The following is a 22817-nucleotide window of genomic DNA, read 5'->3' on the forward strand; positions in this document are numbered from 1 at the left end:
GTTCTGTTCTGTTCTGGTTAGTCAAATATAGAAATTTATTTTAAAATAAACAATCTAGGTTACAAACATAAAATGTAAGTAAATTCAAACATTATAAAAGTAATTAGTCGTAAAAAAAACACCTTTTATCCAAAAAACACAATATTGAGACTAAAAAAGCTTTTATTAAAAAAATGTTAAAAAACAAGATCCAATAGTCACAAAATAACGTATATATACAAACCTATAACGAATATACATTCTGAACAAGCAATAATATAAATTGTTAAAAACGTGTGAAAGTAAATTCTTATATTGCCAACGGAAACCAATTTTAAAAAACCTACTTATGAATTACAAAAATAGATTACTATCTAATTTTTTGTTGTTTTTACTACTTCTTGTTCCTGTATTGTGTTTAGGAAACCTTAACCCTACCCCTACAAACAGATTATTGGATAGTATTTTAAAGAGTACAAATGCGAATGCTGGTATTTTAAATTTACACGATGTAAATAATTCTTTTAATTTCAAAAACATTAAAGAAGAGTTTCCTACACCTAAAGCAATAATCAATGACAGAAATGAAGCTGCTGCAGTTTTAGAAGAAATAGACCTAAAAGATACTTGGGTTAATACTTTATCAAATAACGATATTGTAACCTTACCAGTAGGTATTAAAACCACTGTTAGTGAAGTAGAATACTCTATTGGAATAGCAAAAGCAACAATACACAAAGATTATACAGAATTAACTGTTTTTGCTAGAGTTAGACTACCCCAAACAGATGAAAGCGGAGATCCTTTAGAAATATTTTTTGGCGCAAATAATGTAAAACTCTCTCACGATGGTGGAATTTTTGGCGATGCAAACCTTGTTCTTTTAGGAGATGTACAAATACCTTTTAATGCTGGTAACTGGCTATTAGAACTTAAAGGTGGGTTTGACTATAAAACAGGTAATACAGATAACCTTACTTATGTTACTATAGACTGTAATGGTGTAAAAGAAATGGGCTTAGCTGCAGAAGTTCAATTTTCTAGAAATTTAATTATTCCGGTGACTGATCTTGGTGAACCAGAAAAAGAATTTAAAAGCGTACAAAGAATAGATGGTACAACAGCTCAGGTACCAAATAGAGTAACAGGAAAATTTAATATGGTTGCTAGCGGATGGAATGATATTGTAGCAACAATAGACCTTCAGCCATTTACGCTATCGAAACATCCAGATAAATTTGTTTTTAACTTAAACGAAGCTACACTAGATTTTAGTGATACTAGAACTCCTGATATTCCTTTTCCTCAGCATTACCATGAGAAAGGTTTACTATTACCAAATGCCGAATTGTGGCGTGGTGTGTACGTTCAATCTTTAGAGGTTTCTTTACCAAAGACTTTTAAAACATCAGAAAGTATAGCTAAACAAGAGCGTGTAAAGTTTGCTGCCACCAATATGATTATTGATAACAATGGCGTATCTGGCTTATTTTCAGTAGAAAATATTATTCCACTAGATAAAGGAAGAACTAATGACAAAAAAGCTTGGGCTTTCTCTGTTGATTATATTGATGTTGAACTTACCACAAACCGGATAACTAGTGCTGCGTTTGATGGACAAATAGTTTTGCCTATTTCTGCTAAAAAAGAAACAACTTCTTCTACCAATGAAGATAATAAAAAACTTGGTTTATCATACAAAGGGTTAATAAGTGAAGAAGAATATCTTGTACGCGTTGCTACTGCAGATACATTAAACTTTAACGTATGGCAAGCTAAAGCACAATTACTACCTAATTCATTTATTGAGTTAAAAGTAGCAGATAATAACTTTAAGCCTAAAGCGGTATTAAATGGTCGTATGGCAATATCCGCTAGTCAAAAAGAATCTTTAGAAAATGAAGGTACCAAAGATGCAGATAGCAGCATGGTTAATTTTAAAGGTATAGAGTTTCAGAATTTAGTATTACAGACTGAAGCCCCTATTTTACAAGTAGATTATTTTGGATATAAAGATGAAGTTAAACTTGCCAACTTCCCTGTATCAATAGCAGATATTGCTTTTAACTCTAATGACCAAGAAGCTGGTATTTCATTTGACTTGAAAATAAATCTGATGGGAAAATCAGATAAAGGTTTTGCAGCAGATGCAAGACTAGGTATTATAGGTAAATTTCAAGAAGAAAACTTTGTTCAAAAATGGAAATATGATCGTTTAGACCTTTCCGAAATAAATATTGAAGCCAATATGGGCGCGGTTAAAATAAAAGGAGGTTTACTATTAATGAATGATGATCCTATTTATGGTAATGGCTTCTCTGGTAATATAGAAGGTACTTTTAGTGAATTTGGGCCTATTACATGTAAAGCAATTTTTGGAAAAAGAGAATTTAGGTACTGGTATGTAGATGCTGCTGTTCACGGACTTAAAATAAATGCTGGCCCTATACAACTCTCTGGTTTTGCTGGTGGCGCATTTTATAAAATGACCAGACAACCTAATGCTGGCCCTGATTTTTCTCCTTCAGGACTTTCATACATTCCTAATGATGATACTGGTTTAGGTGTAAAAGCAATGATTTTTGGAGGTATTCCTGATGAAAGTGCAATAAGTATTGGTGCTGGTTTTGAAATTGAATTTAATAATAACGGAGGTGTTAATAGACTAGGTTTCTTTGGTGAAGCACAAATGATGAAAGCTTTTGATATTCCAAACCCTGTTGCTAAACTTACAGATAAGCTAGGCAAAATGGTAGATACTGAGGCCTTAAATGGAGTAATGGATAGTAAAGTTGGAAAAACTTTTTTAGACAAAGCAGATGATGAATATGAAAGTGAAGTTGTTGGTGAAGCTGGTATAACAGCTAAAATAGGAATGGAATTCGATTTTGTAAATAAATCATTCCATGCAAATATGGATCTTTACGTTAATGTAGTAGGTGGCGTGTTACAAGGAAGAGCTTCTGGTGGTAGAGCTGGTTGGGGTGTTTTTCATTCTTCAGAAGATGAATGGTACGTACATATGGGGACTCCAACAGACAGACTTGGTTTAAAACTAGGAGTTGGTGCAATATCTGCACAAGCAGGCGGATATTTTATGTTGGGTGATAACATACCTGGTAGTCCGCCGCCTCCTGCTATTGTAGCAGAAATTTTGGGTGTAGATGCTGAGTCTTTAAATTATATGAGAGATGAAAATGCACTAGGTGATGGACGCGGGTTTGCATTTGGAACAGACTTTTCTATAGACACTGGAGATATGAACTTTTTAATGTTCTATGCTCGTTTTCAGGCTGGTTTAGGGTTTGATATTATGCTTAAGGATTACGGACAAGCACAATGTGTAAATACAGGAGACCAAGTTGGTATTAATGGTTGGTATGCTAACGGACAAGCATATGCTTATTTACAAGGTGAACTAGGTATCAACCTAAAATTATTCTTTGTTAAAAAACGTATTCCTATAATAAAAGCTGGTGCGGCTGTATTATTACAAGCCAAAGCACCTAACCCTGTTTGGATGCGTGGTTATGTAGGCGGACATTATGACTTACTAGGTGGTTTAGTTAAAGGTAAATTTAACTTTAAAGTAACTATTGGTGAAGAGTGTGAGTTTGACAATGCATCACCACTTGGAGGATTAAAAATAATAAGTGACCTAACACCAAGAGATGGTGAAACAGAAGCTGATGTTTTTGCAACGCCACAAGCAGCATTTAATATGGCTGTAGAAAAAGCATTGACAATTCCTGAAGCCGATGGCGACCATATTTATAAAATTACCTTAGACGAATTTAAAATTACAGATGAAAGTAATACTGAAATCACTGGTTCTTTAGAATGGGGAGAAAATAGTAACAATGTAACATTTGTTCCTGAAGATATTTTGCCTCCTTCAACACCATTAACAGTTAGTGTAACCGTTGGTTTTAAAGAGAGAGTAAACGGCGTTTACCAAATAGTAATGGTAGATGGTGCCCCTGCAAAAGAAACAGAAGAACGTTCTTTTACAACTGGTGGAGCTCCAGAATATATTCCGTTAAAAAACATAGTATACTCCTACCCTGTTATAGATCAAGAGTATTACTATCCTAAAGAATATAATAAAGGATATATACAACTAAAACAAGGTCAAGATTACTTGTTTGATGATGCACAATGGAAAAGTGAATTGGCATTAATTAGTGAAACTGGTGAAGAAGAAAAACCTGCATTTTCATATAATAATTCCAGTAATACTATTAATTATTCCTTACCAACATTAAATAAATCTACAACGTATTCATTATCTATTTTTAGTAAACCGAAAAATGCAAGTTCAGAATCCGCATCTACTAGAACAGAAAACAATACAGATTTTGGTGATGATAATACAGTGACTGTTACAGATAATAATGCCCAATCTGTTTCTAAAGATGGTAGTATAGAACGTATAGGTTATAATTTTACCAGTAGCGCTTACAACACTTTTGCTAAAAAAATAAAAGCAATAAAAGTTAACAACTATGGTTGGGGTAAAATTACAAATGATGTGGTCTATTTATACAACTCAATAGATAACCACGAGGCTTTTGAAACTGCAGAACTAGTTGGTACTGCCTATACAGATAATAAACCAATGATAGTTGCAGAATCTGACTTAACTGACAACTATTTTAAGCAAGATATAAATCCAATTTTATATCAAAAATACAGTTCAGGTGCATATAAAATTGAACGTCCAGAAGATCCATATGGTTTACCACCAAAAAGAGCATTGCCTTTGTTTACTAACTATGTTACAAATATTGCATATGGTATTAATAAAGGGTGGACAAGAACACATTTTCCGTTTAAATACAATTTACCAGAGATTTACAAGTTAGATTACACTAACACTAAAACTAATGTTTTAAATGATTATGTAGACGGTATAATTACGTTAACTAATCCAAATTCAGCAATACTAGATACAGAGTACATTTTTATTCCAAAAGGTACTTATACCATAAAAGTACAATATGTTTTACCTGGAAATAAGCTAGGTACATCTGAAACTGTAAACTTTAAAAATCTATTAGATTTAGACTAATGATAAAAAAACTATTTTTCTTAATTTCTTTACTTGTTACTTTCTCTACTTATTCACAGACGCAAGACAGTATTGCAACGCCCACTATACAAGCTATTGCAAGAGCACAACAAGGCAAAATATTGGTGCGTTGGGCACCAACAGATGCTATTGTATGGCAAAGAGCAAATACTTATGGTTATACACTAGAACGCTTTACGGTATACAGAGATGGTAAAAGATTAGAATCACCAGAACAAAAAACTATTGTTGCTGGAACTTTAAAACCTGCTCCTGTAGCATCTTGGGAAGAAATTTCTATGGCTAATGATAATGCTGCTATACTAGCACAAGCAATTCACGGTGAAGATTTTGAAGTTGGCACAGATGAAGGTGAGTTAATGGCTATTGTAAATAAAGTACAACAATTAGAACAACGGTACTCTTTTGCCTTATTTGCTGCCGATATGAATTTTGAAGCTGCAAAATTAGCTGGTTTGGGTTTTGAAGATACCGATATTAAAAGTAACGAAGGCTATTTATACCGTGTAAAATCTGCAATTCCTGCCGAGTTAGCAACTAATGTAAAAGAAGGTTTAATTTATATAGAAGCTTCTAATACAGAAGCACTACCTGCTCCTATAGATTTAGTAGGTGTTTTTAAAGATAAAGAGGTATTACTTACGTGGGAATATGAGCTATTTAAAAGTATTTACGCAACGTATTATGTAGAACGTTCTGAAGATGGCACCAATTATAAACGTTTAGACGACCTACCATTAGTAAACCTAAATAACACAGAAGATTCACCTACAAAACGTATGTATTATGTAGATACATTAGCCCAAAACAACAAAAAATACTACTATAGAGTATTAGGTGTTTCACCTTTTGGAGAGCAAGGTGAGCCCTCAAAATCTATTGTTGGTCAAGGTCAAAAAGCTTTAACAGCTACTCCTTTTATTACCAACCATAAGTTAATAGGTGATAGTAATGCCGATATCTTTTGGGAGTTTCCAAAAGAAAAAGAACTAGAGGTAGCTGAATTTCAAATAAGAGCTGCTACTAAAGATAATGGTGATTATGAAACCATTAGAAAAGGAATTACTCCTCAAACAAGATCTACAAATGTAACCACACCATACGCTACCAATTATATAAAAGTTATTGCTATTGGAAAAGATAGTACAGAAACAGCATCGTTTTCTGCTTTGGTGCAGTTTGTAGATTCTATTCCGCCTTCAAAACCAGTTGGTCTTATTGGTGTTATGGATAGCTTAGGTATAACTACCATTACTTGGGAACTAAACACAGAAAAAGATATGTTGGGTTATCGTGTTTTTAGAGGGAATATAAAAAACGAAGAATATGCACAAATTACTGTAGATCCGGTTACTACAAATAAGTTTACAGATACCGTACAAGTTAAATCTTTAAATGATAGAGTATACTATACTGTAGTAGCTGTAGATAACAGATATAACAACTCCGATTACTCTGATGTATTAGAGATTAAAAAGCCAGATGTTGTACCTCCTTCCTCTCCTATTTTTAAAGAATATAAAGTTCATAAAGATGGTGTTTCGCTTTCGTGGATAAAAAGTGTTAGTACAGATGTAGACAAGCACCAACTTTTTCGTAAAAATAAAAGCACTGTGAGCGATTGGGAGTTGATTTTTGAAACCAATGACACTATCACAAATTTTAATGATAACAAAGTAGTAGCTGCTACAAAATACACCTATAAAATTCAGGCTATAGACGATAGCGGACTGATATCTGCGGACTCACCTACCCTGACCATAGAAACAGCTTCTAATACAGAAGATAAAGTTTTAAAGGGATTAAACGCAACAGTAGACAGAGAGCAAAACAACATTACACTATACTGGCGAAAATTACCATCTGAAATTAAAGAATTGGTCATTTTTAAATCTAAAAAAGAAGGAAAACCTTCTACTTGGAAGCAATTGCCTGCAACACTCACAAAAATTATAGACAACAATATATCTCCCAATAATATCTATATCTACCAAATACGCCCTGTATTTGCAAATGGTAGTTTTGGAACTTTGGAGACTATAGAAGTAAATTATTAAGCTATGAAAAAAATATTTCTTTTAATCATAATTTTTTTAGGTGTTTCCAACTCTCTATTAAGTCAATCATATGAAATTAAAATTTATGATTATAACTATTGGATGACTTCCAGTGGAAATAATGTGTGTTCTGATAGAGGCACTCACTTAACAATAGTATACTTTGATGGAGATAGAGAAGAAATATACTCTGGTAATGCTAATGGATCTTTATCTGTTGCTAACTTAAGAACAATTGTAAGACAAAAACGAGTAACTAAAGTTGAATTTACTTCTTTTTTCCGACGTAGGTCCGGTATAACTTGTTCTGGAAATACATCTAGCATTGATGTAGAAAATACAATTTCCACTAGCGGTTGTGCTTATAATGGATTAATACAAGATCAAGAAACAGGAGGTTCCTCACGTTCATCAATTAGTTTTAGGTATGATATAAAACCTTTGATAGAACTAGAAACACCACCTAGTGACCTTATTGGTTATGAAGATGAATTTGATGTTAATGTCACAGCTAATTCAATAGGCTTTAACTCATCTGTCTACAATTGGCAATATCAAGTTGTTAGCAACGAAAGTGATATATCTAATAACAATTGGTTAAATATGCCCTTTTCAACTGCAACTCAAGGTGAAACTTCATTTTCTTTAACTCCTTCAAGTTTTTTAGATGAAAGTACTATTGGTAAATTTTTAGCAATTAGAGTTAATATGTGTGGAGATTTAGAGTCTCCAACCAATAATGTATTTAAAATACTCCCATCTGCACCACAAATTACAGGTATTGAAAATAATACTGGCTTACGCTGTAATGGTACAGATGACGCAGAAATAACCCTTGTTTTTGATGAAAATTTAGAGCCTGGAGAAAGTTTTGGTATAGTAATAGAAGATTTATCAAATTCTACTCCAATAAAAAATATTAACAATATTACTGCTGATGACATCATTAATGACAGATTAACCATAACTGGATTACCAGGAAGTACTGATGATGGTTTTCGTATAGAGTTTGTTGGTGGTACTACCCTTTTCGCTGATGGTGATAATCATAAAATTGATTTTGAAGTTTATGAACCACATTATGTTAGCTTTGAACTTTCAGATTCTACTAAAGTAAACTGTAAAGATGGACAAGATGGTACCGTTTTAGTTACAGCTGAAGGTGGTACAGAGGGTAATTATCAATACCAACTAACAAGACCAGATGGTACTATTGAGGATTGGGTTAATTTTGAAGATACACATACACATAGAATAAATAACTTGTCTGCAGGACTTAACAAAATTAAGGTTAGAGATGGTAATGAGTGCGTTGCAAAAGAATTAGTTCCTGATGATGATGGTAATGATACTCCCGATCATGATAACGATTTAATTTTAGAACAATTAATTGAAGAACCTAACAACATATTAGCTTTAGAATTTTTACAAGTAACAGTAGATAGATTAAACGAAAGTAATGATGCTACCGCTAATGGGTTCACAGATGGCCGTATTATTGCAGTAGTTACTGGTGGTACAGCACCTTATAATGTAGTATGGACGAATAAAAATACCGGAGTTGAAGTTACAACTGTTTCTAGCTCTGCATATGATGCAGATGAAGAAAGTCAAACTTTTACTTTAAATAATATTGGAGAAGGCACGTATACTTTAACTGTAACAGATGCTAACCATACACAAGCAACACAAAAAACTACTTGTTTTGCTGAAGGAGATTTTTCTATAGAAGATCCTGATGAATTACTACTTACTATTGAAGAAGCGAACCCTGTTTCATGTAACAGTTTAAATGAGTTTAACAATCCTGTTGGAGACGGACAATTAGTTGCTCACGCTACAGGTGGTATTAAATTAGATGCTTTAGCAAATAGCGGATTACCATATTATTATACTTGGAAAAAAGAAGATGAAAACGGAGTTTTTCAAGTACTTACAGAAGAAAAAGATAGTATTATCAGCAATTTAACTGCTGCTCGTTACTCAGTAAATATTAGAGATGCAAACGGCATTGTTATTGGCAATTATGTAAACAATAGTTTGGTTAATGAGACGGATGTTATTCACGACTTACTAGATCCTGAACCTTTTGTAATTACTTTCACCAAAGGAGATTTATTATGTTCTGATGGCACTGAAGGTTGGGCAGAAGCTACAATTACTGGTGGAACTGGTTCGTATACATTAAACTGGTCTAATGGCTCTACAGAACCTAGAATTGAAAATCTTGAAAAAGGAACTTACCTTCTTTTTGTTACAGACGAAAAGGGGTGTCAGGCTACAAGTCAAGTTATAATTGATGCTCCTAACCCACTTCAAGTTGCTATTTTAGAAGAAAACGATCCTGTTTGTAATAATGGTTCAGACGGTGTAATATCTTTAGGTATTAGTGGCGGATTAGAAGATTACACATATAATTGGCTTAAAGATGGTAATGTTATACCTAGTCAGACTGGTTTTTACGCCAACAACTTAACCGCAGGGACGTATACTATCACAGTTATGGATGCTAATTTATGTTCAGAAACAGTAGAAATTACGTTAGAAAATCCTAGTCCAGATTTAATTAGCTTAGGAGAAGACAGATTACTTTGTGGCGGACAAAGTGTTGTTTTAGATGCAACATACCAAGGTAGTGGCACCACATATTTATGGACATCGGATAACGGATTTACAAGTACAGAACCAAGTATAGAAGTTGCCGAAGCTGGTACCTATACTGTACAAGTTACAACATTATTGGGTTGTAATGGTGGTGATAGTATTGTTATTACTACATCAGATACGCCAATAGATGCACACTTTATTGTAAGTACGCAGGCTTTTGCTGGTGAAGAATTAGCTTTAGTTAATATTAGTGAACCTATAGGCGATAAAGTAGAATGGTTTTTACCTGATGAAGCTGTAGTAATTGCTAAAACAGATGAAAATGTTATTCTTTTGTTTGATGAACCTGGTTCTTATGATATATTGCTACGCTCTAACCAAGGAACTTGTTTCTTAGACTATATGAAAACTATTATTATTGGCAAAGCAGAAAACATTCCAGACATTGGCGATGCTGAAACGCCGTTCATTCAAGATTTTAAAATATATCCTAACCCTTCTAATGGTCAATTTTATGTAGATATTTTACTTTCTGAGGCTAGTCCTATATCGCTTAAAATATTTAGTATGGCATCTCAAGGTTTGGTAAACGAACGTAAAGAAAAAGCAGCAGTTAATTTTAATTTAGAATATGGTACAACATTAGCCTCTGGAACTTATGTTCTTTTGTTAGAAACTGCTAAAGGGAGTGAAATCAGAAAAATTATTATTAACTAGTATGCTTAAGTCTAAAAAAATAGTGCTTTACTATTGTAATTTAATTGCAATTTTACTTTTGTATACTGGTTGTACGCAAGAGCAAGCTGTACCTGTTGTTATAGATTTTGAAATTGCTATTATTAATGATGATTATTCTATACCTGTAACGGTTAAAGTGTTAAACAAAACTGTTGGTGCAGACGCCTATTCTTGGTCTTTTGTAGGTGCAGATAGGGAATCTAGCACAGATAGAAACCCTGGTGCTTTAGTCTACAACAATAAAGGCGAATATACCATACGTTTAGATGCATCAAACAAAGATGGCTCTGCAGATAGTAAAGAAATTACTTTTAGCCTAGATGCTGCTGTAGAAGTTGCTTTTGATGCCGAAATACAAACTAATAATTTTGCGCCTGCATCAGTTTTAATAACTAATAACACTAAAGGAGCCACAACTTATAATTGGACGTTTGCAGGTGGTACTCCAGAAACATCTACAGAAGAACAACCAGGAACAGTAGTTTTTAATGAACCTGGCGATCATCTAATAACATTAGTGGTTGGTAACGGAAAAGAAACTCACGAATTAGAGAAAACAATTACAGTTGCAGATGGTTTGGTAGCAGATTTTGATTGGGAAGTCGCTTTTCAGGATGATGATCTTCAAATTCCGGTATCCCTTACAATGCAAAATAATAGTACAGGTGTTTTAACGTACAACTGGACTTTTTCTAATGCTACACCATCAACTAGTACAGAGGAAAACCCAACTGTTACTTTTACTTCAGAAGGCACTCAAACACTAACGTTAACGGTTTCTAATGGTAAAGAATCAAAATCGATCTCTAAAACTATAGAGTTATTAGCAAATACCAATATTAGAAGTTTAACGGATATAAAATTCGGAATTAACACTGCACATAACAACAATACTGTAGGTGCTTTTTATTCCGCCACAACCAGAGAAATATATACTAAAGAAGAACTAGATGCCATAGATGGTAGCTTAATAGATATTGTATTTTTTGGCTTGGGTGAAGACTTTACCTTTAATAAGTTTGTATCTCCAGACGATTTAAGCACTACTACGTTTCCTGCATTAATAAATGCACAAAACACACGTATTATTAATTCTCAAGAACAATGTGGTTGCTCTACATTATTAACTTTAGCAGAGTTTGATGCTATGACAGATGATAGTATTTTAAGCAGTTTAACCGTTACAGAAACCAATGGTGGTTCTCAACATTTTACAGATACTACAGTGCCCAGAATTGTTTTGTTTACTACTGCAGACGGTAGAAATGGTGCTATAAAAATAAAAGAATATGTAAAAGACGGACAAAACTCTTACATACTAACCGATATTAAAATACAGAAACAGTAAGATGAAAATACGTAATTTAATACCTTTTAAAACAAGCATATTAAGTGCACCTATAAACAAGCTTTTAGGTTTTGCATTAATATTGCTAGTACTACTTACTAGCTCTGTAGCATCAGCACAATTATTCCCCGTACAAGTATCGCCACAGTTAACACCTCCTTACAGTTTAAAACTGTCTGACTATAGCACTTCTACCACAGAAAAATTATTGGTAAACTTGCTTTTAACAGATGTTAATGAGTCCGACTTACAAGTGCGTTTACGATTTTCTATCTCTGGTAACAGTGTTAACATACAATCTAAAGATTTTGTACAAAATGCTGCGCCAATACAATTAACAGGTGGTATTCCGTTGCGCTTATCTAACCTAGATTTGCAACCGTATTTTGACTTACAAAACTTAGATGGCATTACTCCTAGCGAATACAGCAAACCGCTACCAGATGGCCTGTATCAGTTTTGTTTTGAGGTTTTTGATTGGACTACAGGTAGACCTTTATCAGAAAAAAAATGCTATCCTGTTTACTTAGTACTTAACGATCCTCCTTTTTTAAATTTGCCACAAAACGGAGAGCAAGTACCTGCCCAAGATCCTCAAAATATTATTTTTCAATGGACACCAAGACACGTAAATGCAACTGGTGTTGAGTATGAGTTTGAACTGCGTGAACTTTGGGACACAAATGTAGATCCACAAGCAGCTTTTTTAGCTTCGCCAAACTTATACCAAACTAAAGGTTTTGCAAATACCCTACTCTACGGCCCTGGAGAAACTAGCCTTTTAGAAGGCAAAACATACGGGTGGCGTGTGCGTGCTATTGTTAGCGATGGTATTAGTGAAACTGCTGTATTTAAAAATGGTGGTTATAGTGAAATTTTTTACTTTACCTATACTGGCAAGTGCGATGCTCCACAGTATATTTTAGCAAAGTCTGAAGGTACAACCACAGAAGAAATTACCTGGCAGCAAAACCCAGACCATATTAACTACCAAATACAATTTAGAAAAGAAGGTGGCAGTAATAATGTGTGGTTTGAATCTGAAACTGTTGAAACTAAAAAGAAATTATTCTTTTTAGAAGCAGAAACTACCTATGAGTATAGAGTTGGTGGCCAATGTGTACAAAATGGTGGCTACAGCTACTCCGCAATAAACACCTTTACTACGCCTGGCAAAGAAGATGCTAGTGAGTACAATTGTGGCATACCTCCAGAAATTGTAATTACCAACCAAGACCCGCTACAATTACTAGGCGTTAATGATGTTTTTACAGCAGGTGATTTTCCTGTAACCGTAAAAGAAGTAAATGGCGGCAATGGCAATTACACAGGTTGGGGTTTTATAGTAGTACCATATTTAGGAGACACACAAATAAGGGTTACTTTTAACAACATACAAATAAATACAGACAAGCAATTAACCAATGGTATTGTAGAAACGGAGTATGATGAAAAGTTTGCTACTACCGGTGGTGCTGGTATGTCTGATGTATCTGAATTAACAGAACTTATTGAAGGTGATAATGATATTGATGAATTAAATGTAAACTTTGTTATACCTCCAGATTATTTTGAAGATTACATTACTGTTGAAGACGGACAAATTGTTATTAGAAATCCTAATGATGCACAGGTAAGAACTTCTCCTTTAGGAGATGATAAAGTTATTGTAGATAGTGCTGGCAACACCTACCACGTAGATGCAGAAGGTAATGTAACCAAAGGTGGTAAAATAGACAAAGGCGGACCTGTAAATCCAGATAATGTAGAAGGTGTAACCAAAAACGGAGACATAGAGTCTTTAACTGCCAAAGGTATTACTGTAACTTTTAATACTAGAGGCACTTACGGTTATGACAAATTACCAACAGGAATAAATAACACCAAATTAAATGAAGAATATAAAACTATAAAAGATGCACAAGGTGCTAACTATGAGATTGTAAATCACGTAGCAGAAAAAAACAACTCTTCTTTAATTACAGCAACAGTTAGTATTTCTAACTCAGACTACACCATTGATGATCTTATTTTTAAGACCAAACAAGGAGAGTTATTAACGCATACAAAAGCTACCAACAACACTATTAACTTAAGTGTACAAGGAAGGTATACTTTTGAGAACGAACCTATTTATGCTGTTGTAAAATCTAAACAAGACACTACCAAACAACAAACGGCTGGTGCGTTTAATTTATGGCATTTATCTAGAAAAACTGTAGACGTTGTACTCGTTTCTGTAAACGGTGCACAACTACCTACAGCAATAGACTTAAATACAATTTTTAACCAAGCTTCAACTACGCTTAATATAGAGACTAAAAGTGTTTCTTTAACTAATGGCCTATTAGGAGCCGATAATAAATTAGAAATTGGAGACAAACCTTGGTTAAACACCTATAACCAAGAGCAGAAAGCCATTATAGCAGATTTAAAACAAAAAATAGACTACCAAAAAGATAAATACTACGTCTTTACATTTAATTCTAGTTTTAATACAACTAAGTCTATAGCTGGTTTTATGCCACTAAAACGCCAGTTTGGTTTTGTATTTAATGGTGGGTTAAGCTCAGATGAAGAAGGTAAAGGAGATTTAGCAAAAGTAACAGCGCATGAAGTTGCTCACGGTATTTTTGCCTTACAACATCCTTTTACAACTTATGGCGATGATATAAAAGGAAAAACTCCTTGGCTTATGGACTATGCTAACGGTGACCTTTTAAGTCATATGGACTGGGCACAAATACACAACCCAAATTTAAAGTTCTATATTTTTCAAGATGAAGAGGATGGGGAGAGTACTAAGTTCTCTAAAATACCTGCAGAGTTTTCTAATGGTAATGGCACATTTACCTTTATGACTTTAAATGGAAGTTATATTACATTACCCTCTGACATAAAAGATATAGTATTTTCTACAGGCTTAAACGAAATTGAAAAATATATTGATTATCCAGTTGGGGCTATTTTAGGTTTCACAATAGGAGATGAAGAGTTTGAGGTAGATGTAGATAGAAGTACTAATTTTACTAACGTAATCACTAAAGAAGATTTAACATTTACTTATAAAGGATTTATATCAAAGAAAACAAAACAATATTATGAATCTACGCAATACAATCAAGAAAGGCAAGAGTTAATTGCTTTGTTTCCTTATTTTGAAAAAGGTTCTACTTATGAGGTAATAAGTTATAGACTTCAAAAATGTAGCGTTCCAAGCAGCGTTAGTTTTGCTCCTTTAGCAAACAACAAAGTGACATTTAATTTAATAGATGATTATCAAAAATTAAAATCTATATATCAAGGAAAGACTGAATTATACAAAGATTATGATTACCAAAACGTTCCTTTCCCTGGTCAATATGAAGTAAATGCTAGTAGAATGACTGACATTCTCAGGAACATTACTGGGGATTATATGATATGTGCAAAGCTGGCATTATTAAACAATACGCAACCTTTGTTATTTAAGGATTTCATTTCTGAAAAATTTGGAATTAATGATTATGATGAACTATTTCTAAATCATCTGAATTCTGAAGCTAAAATTAAAAATGCCTACATTGACTTAATTAACTATTTTACTAAAAACTCAAAAGATAATACATCTGAGTTTATCTCATTAGTAGATAATTTTAACTATGATTCTGCTAGTAGTTTTGATTATGAAGAAGTTTACGACAAATGGGTTAGAATTTCAACAGAAGACATTATTGAATATATCCCTATAACTACAAGAAAAAAAGCACTTGATTTATTTATTGAAGGATTTAGTTCAACCTTAAGCTCTTCTAATCTTAATAATCTTCACTGGCATAATGGTATTGCAAGATTAATAAAATTCTCAAAAGAAAAGAATAACGAATATGATGATAAAAAAGAATTATATGAGTTTATAACAAAAGAAGAAAATAAATACGTTTGGCAATTTTTAGAAGATGCAAATGATGTTGCAATAACCGAATTTATGAATCAATTTACTCTCCTAAGTAATGATTATGGAGATGTAGATGACCGCATAAAAATTCTTAAAACCCTTGATAACAAAGATGATTGGGGTAGTAAATCAGAAAAAATAATTGCAGGTACTTCTGCTAATCTTACTGATGCTAATAGTTTAGCTTTAGGATTAAAGCTAAAAGAAAATCCAATTTTAGTAAAAAAAATATTTGAAACTTTAGATAATATATCTGACAATACCGAATTAAACAGTTTTATTCAAAATATTTCTAAAGCTTATATCAAAAGCTTTGAGGGAGCATTTCCTAGTTCGGTTTACGGCGATTATGCTACAATTGATTATCTCAATACGGAGTATGATAAGCTTAAAAAAATACCTGAGGACACTAATTACATACCTTTTCATCAAATATCATTGGGTGATAAAGTATATGAAGTTGCAACTGACGCCATTTTTTTAAGACACTTTTTATTTGAGGGAGCTAATTTTTCTACTAAAATAAATGAAAGTGGAAATATTGAGGTAAAATTCAGCATAAAACATTTTGGTAAGAGTGATAAAGAAATTATAAATAGGACTTTTAACCCAATGGATTTAGTGTATCTAGATTTCAAGGGAAATATTTATTTAGACACTCAAAAATTTGATAAGGGGTCTGCTTTTATGGTACCTGCTATATTTCTACATTGGTTACAAGATTCTATAGTAGATGATCAAATTAAATCAACAGTTAGAATAGCAGCAGATATCTTAGCCATTGCAGCTGCTCCTGCAACATTTGGAGCAAGTAGTACTTTCTTAATTGCATTAGAGCAATCAGCAGCTGGTATAGATATATATATGATGCTGCAAAGAGAAGAAGTAGCTGATTACCTTGGAGAAGACATATACCCTTTATGGGATAATATGTATACTATATATCAAGTAGCACAATTACCATCTGCAATAAAGGGACTATATCAGACTGTTGCTGTAGGGGGTAAAAATGTTTTAAAATTTGGGTTAGTAACAAAACAGGCTATAAAAACATTACCTGCTCAATTAAAAGGAATGTCTTCTGGAAATAGAGCTATTCTATTAACAAAATTAAATAATACATATAAAGAATTAGTTAAGTACAGAGAGTTTTTTCCTAATACAGCTAGCTACGATCAAATTTTAGAAGGCTTTGCCGAGTTAACTCTTGTAGTAGCTTCAGAAGCTAAAAACGCATTTATAACTGCTAAAGGTAAATTTGATTATTATAAAAAAGTATATAATGTTACAGCAGAATTAGAATACTCACTATTTAAGTATAATTTTGAAGGGGGTGATGATGCTCTTACTATATATAATACACTTAAGCTCCCAAATAGTTTAACTAACTCTAAAAATATTATTGTTTTAGAAGAGTTTAATGCTATAGACAAATCTGTAGATGCAGCTACCGCAAAGTGGCAAATAGTAGAAAACATTGAGGATGGTAAGTATTACATTAGAGCTGCTACAGCTGATGACCTAACTGTTTCCAATTTTATAAAAAAATTAGAAGATGATGGTTTTTCCAGCTTAAAAACAACTTTAGAAAACTTAAATGACCAAGGAAAATTAACAAAATTTGCCGATCAATTTTCAGAATTACCAGACTTACTTAATGCCCTAAACAAAAAACCAAAATCAGTTGAAGCTTGGGCTGTTTTAGACGATATAGGAGTTGATGATGTTATAAAAATAGACTTAGAAAACCTAGATGAAGTTTCTGAATTAATTGGTGGGAGTTATAAAACTTGGAAAACAAGCTCTGCCGGTGTTAACAATAGACTTTGGACAAATATAGATTTTACGGGCAAATATTATAAGGTTAAGTTTTTAGATGATGTAGATTTAGGTGTTGCAAGCTCTAGTTATACCCAAGCAACAAAAACAATTGAGTTTGACTTAAATGTTCCTCCATTTTTACAAAAACAAGGAGTAGCATCTGAAATTTATGCAAAAGGTTTAGCCAACCATCCAGAAACAAAAATTATAAAAGAAGAGTACATAGCATCTAGCCGCTATATTGGTGGTGAACCAGCTAACCTCACTGAGTTTAAAAAACTTATAAATGGAACAGACGCAATTCCACCTGTTTCTCCAAAAGAAGCTGCTTTTTTAACTCCTTCTGGAAAAACTATTAAAAGAAATAATTTTGATGCGGAACCTGAAATACTAATAAATACTGATAATAATGTAACCATACAGTTTAGAAGGGCTGGAAGTGCGGCAAATACTGTGGTTAACAACATAGATGATTTTGCTAGATTATCTAAGGCACAAAAATTAAGTTACATAGAAGATGCTTGGAAAGCATATTATCCTCAAATTTTCTTTGAGCGAAAGTTGTTTGAAGATATGATGGGCAATTACAGGTATTTGAAAACTTCTGGATGGGGACATACAGATGAAATTGCAAGTAATTTTAAAGCCATTGATTTTTATAAAAATGGAACTTCTTCTGGTAATAATATTTTTACAGAGACCGTAGTTTCTATGAAAACTACAACAGTTACAGATGTAAATAAATGGTTAGAATCTAATGCAATAAAGAATAACTTAGATAATCTTATTGCAGGTAAAGGGGCTAATAATGGTATTACTTGGAATGGTAAAACAATTATTTATAATAAAGTAGAAGTTCATATTTATATGCCAAAAGAAAAATTTAAAGATGCCATTAAAAATGAATGGTTAAACACTTTAAAGGTGGAGAGACCAACAATAGATTTTAAGATTAATACTTTAGAAGAATTTATCCCATAATGAAAATATCAGACCCTTGGATATCCAAAGAGAAATTTAAGAATATTTCCAAAATAAAAGAGAAAATATCTTACGATGCTTATATCGAATTTATAGATACTCATCAAGACTATTTTACTTGGGAAGAAGAAACTGAACAAGGTAAAAATACTTTAAAGAATTTAGATGAAATACCAAAGGCCTTTAGAGATGGTATATTGAAGAGTCATAGTAAACAAAAAGCTAATGCTGAATTTAATTTAAAAAAGGGGTATTATGAAGTTGTTGTTCAATTCAATGAAGAACTTGGAGTGATTAGAACTACTTTTCAAAAAAAAATTAAGAAGCATCATTTAGAATTGTTATTAGAGATGGCAAATTATTTAGATGCTTTGCTTCTTGTTGATGGCACAAAGATTATAAATAAAGAAACTTTGAAAAATGAAATTTCTTAAATTCATAAAATATATATTTTTCTTACTCTTAACCCCCGCTAGCGCTAGCGTCACGCTCGTGCCGTAAGGAGTAAGCAAAGCAAAAAACAATATAAAAGTAAAATGAGCAGAAAATACAAATTTAATAATCCAACAGCAGCTTACTTTGTAAGCTTTGCTACTGTTTATTGGATAGATGTATTTACTAGACAAACTTATTTTAATGTATTAGAAGAAACATCAATTTAAAAACAAAAAAATAACCCAAATAAATTACATACAACTATGAAAAAACAATTGCTTATTGCCTCATTATTTTTAGTATCTCTTGGTGCTATGGCACAAAAAATAAAAGAAAAAAAAGGGGAGATATTTTTAGATAAAGTAAAAATTGCAAACATAGAAAAGGTAAAAACAGAAAAGCCTAAATACTACCAAATATCAGACGTAGATGGTAATCCGCTTTTTAAAGTAAAAACTTTTGTTTACAAGTCTATCTTATTTCATGATGATGAAACTATAGACTACCACGTGGTTACAGGAGACAAAATACAAGACACACTTGCTATAGTAGAAAAAGGCTTTTACATTACGCAAAAAAGAATTGTAAAGTACTTGGTAGAAGTTGGTTTTTTAAATAGTAACGGCTATAATGAAGCTAATATTCCCTATTTAATAGCTAAATCTATCAAAATTCCAACAAAATTGGTAGAACTACAAAACAACGAAAAAGAACTTAAAAAACACATTGGCTATAAAGTAGAAAGAGACTTTGAAAATCGTGATATTTTTATAAAAACCTATGCTCCTAAACAAACAACTAGTATTAAAAGTACTATGATGGTTACTGCTACTGAGTTAGAAATTTACCAAAATACTGCTACAGAAGAAAACCCAGATAGTGAGCCATTATTAATTGGTTACGGTGTGTATGAGTTTAAAACTTTTGCAAATAATACTACGTATAAAAAAACGTACTTATTAAATTCTAAAAGAGTGCCTTTGGCATCATACGTAACCTATAATTACAAAACATACGTTCCTTTTAGAAAAGAAGAAAGCGACAAACTAGACAAGTTAAAAACCAAAGAAGAAGTTTTAAAAGCTATGGCTATAAACCATATTTTAAGAGAAAAACTATAATTCTTGTTTTTACTACTACTATAAACACCAACCAACTTTTTTCTTGAAAAACCTATTACTTTCACTTTTTATACTACTACCTACACTTGCCATATCGCAAAGTGTAGATTTAGAAACTTTTGGAAAATCTTCGCCTTTTAAAGTAGGCGGAGGTATTTCCGCTAGTTCTGTATTTTACAGTAGCAACCAAAGAAACAACAGAGAACCTTTTACGTATTACGCACAAGGTAATTTAAATTTTAGTTATTATAATTTTTCTATTCCTGTTAGCTACAACTACTCTAACCAAGGGGAACAGCTAGGCTATCAATTGCCTTTTAATTTTAACAGGTTAAGCTTACACCCTAAATACAAGTGGATTACTGCGCATATTGGAGATGTAAATATGACATTTTCTCCTTACACCTTAAGCGGACACCAATTTACTGGTGGTGGTGTAGAACTAACACCTAGTAAAGGTTTTACATTTAGTGCTATGTATGGTAGACTTTTAAAGGCTACAGAACCTGTAGAAGATGAGCGTGCCGTAGTTGCCTACCAAAGAATGGGTTATGGTTTTAAAACGGTGTTTGAGCAAGATAAATACAGTGTGGGTGTGTCTACGTTTTATGCATCGGACAGGGAGAATTCTATTGATATTAACCCAGATGTAGAAGGTGTGTTACCTAAAGAAAACCTTGTTCTTGGTTTTGAAGGTAGTGTAAACCTATCTAAAAACTTAGAGTTGCGTGCAGAATATGCTACAACTGCCATAACGCAAGACACTAGAGCGCAAGAGACCTCTAGTGGTAAAAAAGGACTGTTAGGAAGCTTTTTTAAAAACCGAGCTTCTACAGAATATTACAATGCGTATAAATTAGGTGTAAACTACTCATTTTACCAAGCAAATCTTGGTGTTAATTATGAGCGTGTAGATCCTGGTTATGAGACTTTAGGTGCTTATTTTTTTAACAACGATTTTGAGAATATTACTCTAAACTTATCTAGACCACTATTTAACAATAAAGTAAATTTAAGCTTTAATGTTGGTTTTCAGAGAGATGATCTAGACGACCAAAAAGCAAACCCTACAAGCAGATTTGTTGGTGCTGCAAATGCAACGTATACTGCATCAGAGCGTTTAACATTTACTGGCTCCTACTCTAACTTTAGTACTTACACCAACGTTAGAACCAATCAGTTTGATGATATTAATGATGATAATTTACTAGACAACGCTACAGACTCTTTAAATTACAAGCAGATATCGCAAAATGCAAATTTAAATATCAACTATATTTTATCGAGCTCTAAAACCAAAAAAGAGAATGTAAATTTAAATTACAATGTTAGTGATATTGCCAATGAACAAGGGGGAATTGTTAGAATTGGTGATGCGTCTACTTTTCATAACATAGCTACCTCCTACACTATTGGTTTTACAGAATTAAACCTAAATATAACACCATCATTAAATGGTACATACAATACTATTGGTCGTGAAGATGCTACAACTTGGGGTCCTACCTTAAGCGTTAAAAAAGGCTTTTTTGACAACAAATTAAAATCGGTTTTAGCATCATCTTACAACAAAACCCAAAATACAGGTGGTACCACAAACATTACCAACCTTAGAGGTGGTGTGTCTTACGTGTTGCTAGAGAAACACAACCTAAGTTTAAATGCAATTCAGCTTTTTAGAACCACACCAACGGTTTCTGGCTTAAAAGAGTTTACGGCAACTTTCTCATACAACTATTCTTTTGACGTTAAAAAACCTAAAATTAAATGGGGTAAAAAAGACAAAAAACGTAAAACTAGAGATAGTATTATTACTATAAATTACAAAAAATACAAGTATGTAGATTATGCCAATAATATTACAGACACTATTTTACAACTAACCAAAGATCCTAACTTTGGAAAAATACCAGACGATAAAAATCTTGAGTTAAGAGGCTTGGCAGATAATATGATAAAAGCTATTGGTAAAAAAGATGCTGTTTACAAAGAGCAAGCTATTATCTATTTAAAGTCTTTAGAAGATTTTAAAGGTTTTCAGGAAAAATACAACGACTTTGTACTACGTGCATATAATAAACTAGTTAAAGATGCAGAAGATATAGACTATAAACTAGAAAAAGAGTTTATACGCTTAAATGCTGAGAATAACGACCCTAAAGTTAAAAAGACAGCAGCAAGTAAAGAAAAACTAAAGGTTGTTAATGAGCGTTTTGACAACCATAGAAATATGTTAGAAGGTATGCGTACTTGGGACATTATGGATGAAATTAATAGTACACGTTTAACAGCCTTTAAAGACAAGCATATAAACAAGGTTTATTTAATGTACACCAATGGTAAAACCGAAGTAGACATTGTAAACTTTTTAGAGTATTATTTAGCTGATTTATACCATAAGCAGATTAAGAAATAGGTTATAATGAAACTCTCAGATAAAACAGAAGAACTGCTTGTTAATTTGCTCGCACTTGCTACTACTGTATTTCTTTACTATATATACGATTATTGGACTCCTTTGGAAGAATTTCCTTCTAGTTGGCGAGCTGGTTTGTTAGAAGCAATATTAAAATACCTACACAACAACAAATTTGGTGTATTTTTAGGTAAAGGAACTTTACTTATTTTAAGTGCTTATTACATCTATAAAATTATAAGAGACTTTAGTAAAAACAAGTAAAATTTTTAGTTTGTTTAACGG

Annotated in this window: 9 protein-coding genes and 1 pseudogene; all 10 read left to right on the forward strand. The window is 32.6% G+C overall.

Going from position 1 to position 22817, the window contains the following annotated elements; translation table 11 throughout:
- The first annotated feature begins 328 nt into the window (after nt 1-328).
- The 10 genes and pseudogenes from PBN93_RS15430 (at nt 329) to PBN93_RS15475 (ending at nt 22796) form a co-directional block, all read left to right on the forward strand.
- On the forward strand, nt 329-5050 hold the full coding sequence (locus tag PBN93_RS15430) for a hypothetical protein (RefSeq protein ID WP_271081052.1): 4722 nt from the start codon (nt 329-331) through the stop codon (nt 5048-5050).
- Complete coding sequence (locus tag PBN93_RS15435) at nt 5050-7128, forward strand: fibronectin type III domain-containing protein (RefSeq protein WP_077399988.1); 2079 nt, start codon at nt 5050-5052, stop codon at nt 7126-7128. Before PBN93_RS15430 ends, PBN93_RS15435 begins: the two co-directional genes overlap by 1 nt.
- Nucleotides 7129-7131: 3 nt before the next feature.
- A complete protein-coding gene (locus tag PBN93_RS15440; RefSeq protein ID WP_271081053.1) occupies nt 7132-10452 on the forward strand; it encodes a T9SS type A sorting domain-containing protein in 3321 nt (1106 codons plus the stop codon).
- A gap of 1 nt (nt 10453) precedes the next feature.
- Nucleotides 10454-11821: a PKD domain-containing protein gene (locus PBN93_RS15445; protein ID WP_271081054.1), complete on the forward strand. Its 1368-nt coding sequence runs from the start codon at nt 10454-10456 to the stop codon at nt 11819-11821.
- Between the two features lies 1 nt (nt 11822).
- Complete coding sequence (locus PBN93_RS15450) at nt 11823-18560, forward strand: hypothetical protein (protein ID WP_271081055.1); 6738 nt, start codon at nt 11823-11825, stop codon at nt 18558-18560.
- Complete coding sequence (locus PBN93_RS15455) at nt 18560-18994, forward strand: hypothetical protein (protein WP_077400001.1); 435 nt, start codon at nt 18560-18562, stop codon at nt 18992-18994. The genes PBN93_RS15450 and PBN93_RS15455 overlap by 1 nt, the downstream gene beginning before the upstream one ends.
- A 102-nt stretch (nt 18995-19096) precedes the next feature.
- A pseudogene (locus PBN93_RS15460) lies at nt 19097-19213 on the forward strand (transposase); the annotation flags it as partial.
- A 45-nt stretch (nt 19214-19258) separates the two neighbouring features.
- The gene (locus PBN93_RS15465) at nt 19259-20116 is read left to right on the forward strand and encodes a hypothetical protein (protein WP_077400004.1); all 858 of its coding nucleotides are present in this window, start codon (nt 19259-19261) and stop codon (nt 20114-20116) included.
- A gap of 43 nt (nt 20117-20159) precedes the next feature.
- Entirely contained in the window at nt 20160-22532 is a 2373-nt protein-coding gene (locus PBN93_RS15470; RefSeq protein WP_077400007.1) for a TonB-dependent receptor, read from the forward strand.
- Between the two features lie 6 nt (nt 22533-22538).
- A complete protein-coding gene (locus PBN93_RS15475) occupies nt 22539-22796 on the forward strand; it encodes a hypothetical protein (protein WP_077400010.1) in 258 nt (85 codons plus the stop codon).
- Nucleotides 22797-22817: the final 21 nt, after the last annotated feature.

The organism is Cellulophaga omnivescoria (genome assembly GCF_027915275.1).
Lineage (GTDB): Bacteria > Bacteroidota > Bacteroidia > Flavobacteriales > Flavobacteriaceae > Cellulophaga > Cellulophaga omnivescoria.

Bases quoted from the DNA above. Each gene is read 5' to 3' on its own strand.
- PBN93_RS15430 (WP_271081052.1), top strand. From the start codon at position 329: ATGAATTACAAAAATAGATTACTATCTAATTTTTTGTTGTTTTTACTA.
- PBN93_RS15475 (WP_077400010.1), top strand. From the start codon at position 22,539: ATGAAACTCTCAGATAAAACAGAAGAACTGCTTGTTAATTTGCTCGCA.
- PBN93_RS15445 (WP_271081054.1), top strand. From the start codon at position 10,454: ATGCTTAAGTCTAAAAAAATAGTGCTTTACTATTGTAATTTAATTGCA.
- PBN93_RS15455 (WP_077400001.1), top strand. From the start codon at position 18,560: ATGAAAATATCAGACCCTTGGATATCCAAAGAGAAATTTAAGAATATT.
- PBN93_RS15465 (WP_077400004.1), top strand. From the start codon at position 19,259: ATGAAAAAACAATTGCTTATTGCCTCATTATTTTTAGTATCTCTTGGT.
- PBN93_RS15440 (WP_271081053.1), top strand. From the start codon at position 7,132: ATGAAAAAAATATTTCTTTTAATCATAATTTTTTTAGGTGTTTCCAAC.
- PBN93_RS15450 (WP_271081055.1), top strand. From the start codon at position 11,823: ATGAAAATACGTAATTTAATACCTTTTAAAACAAGCATATTAAGTGCA.
- PBN93_RS15435 (WP_077399988.1), top strand. From the start codon at position 5,050: ATGATAAAAAAACTATTTTTCTTAATTTCTTTACTTGTTACTTTCTCT.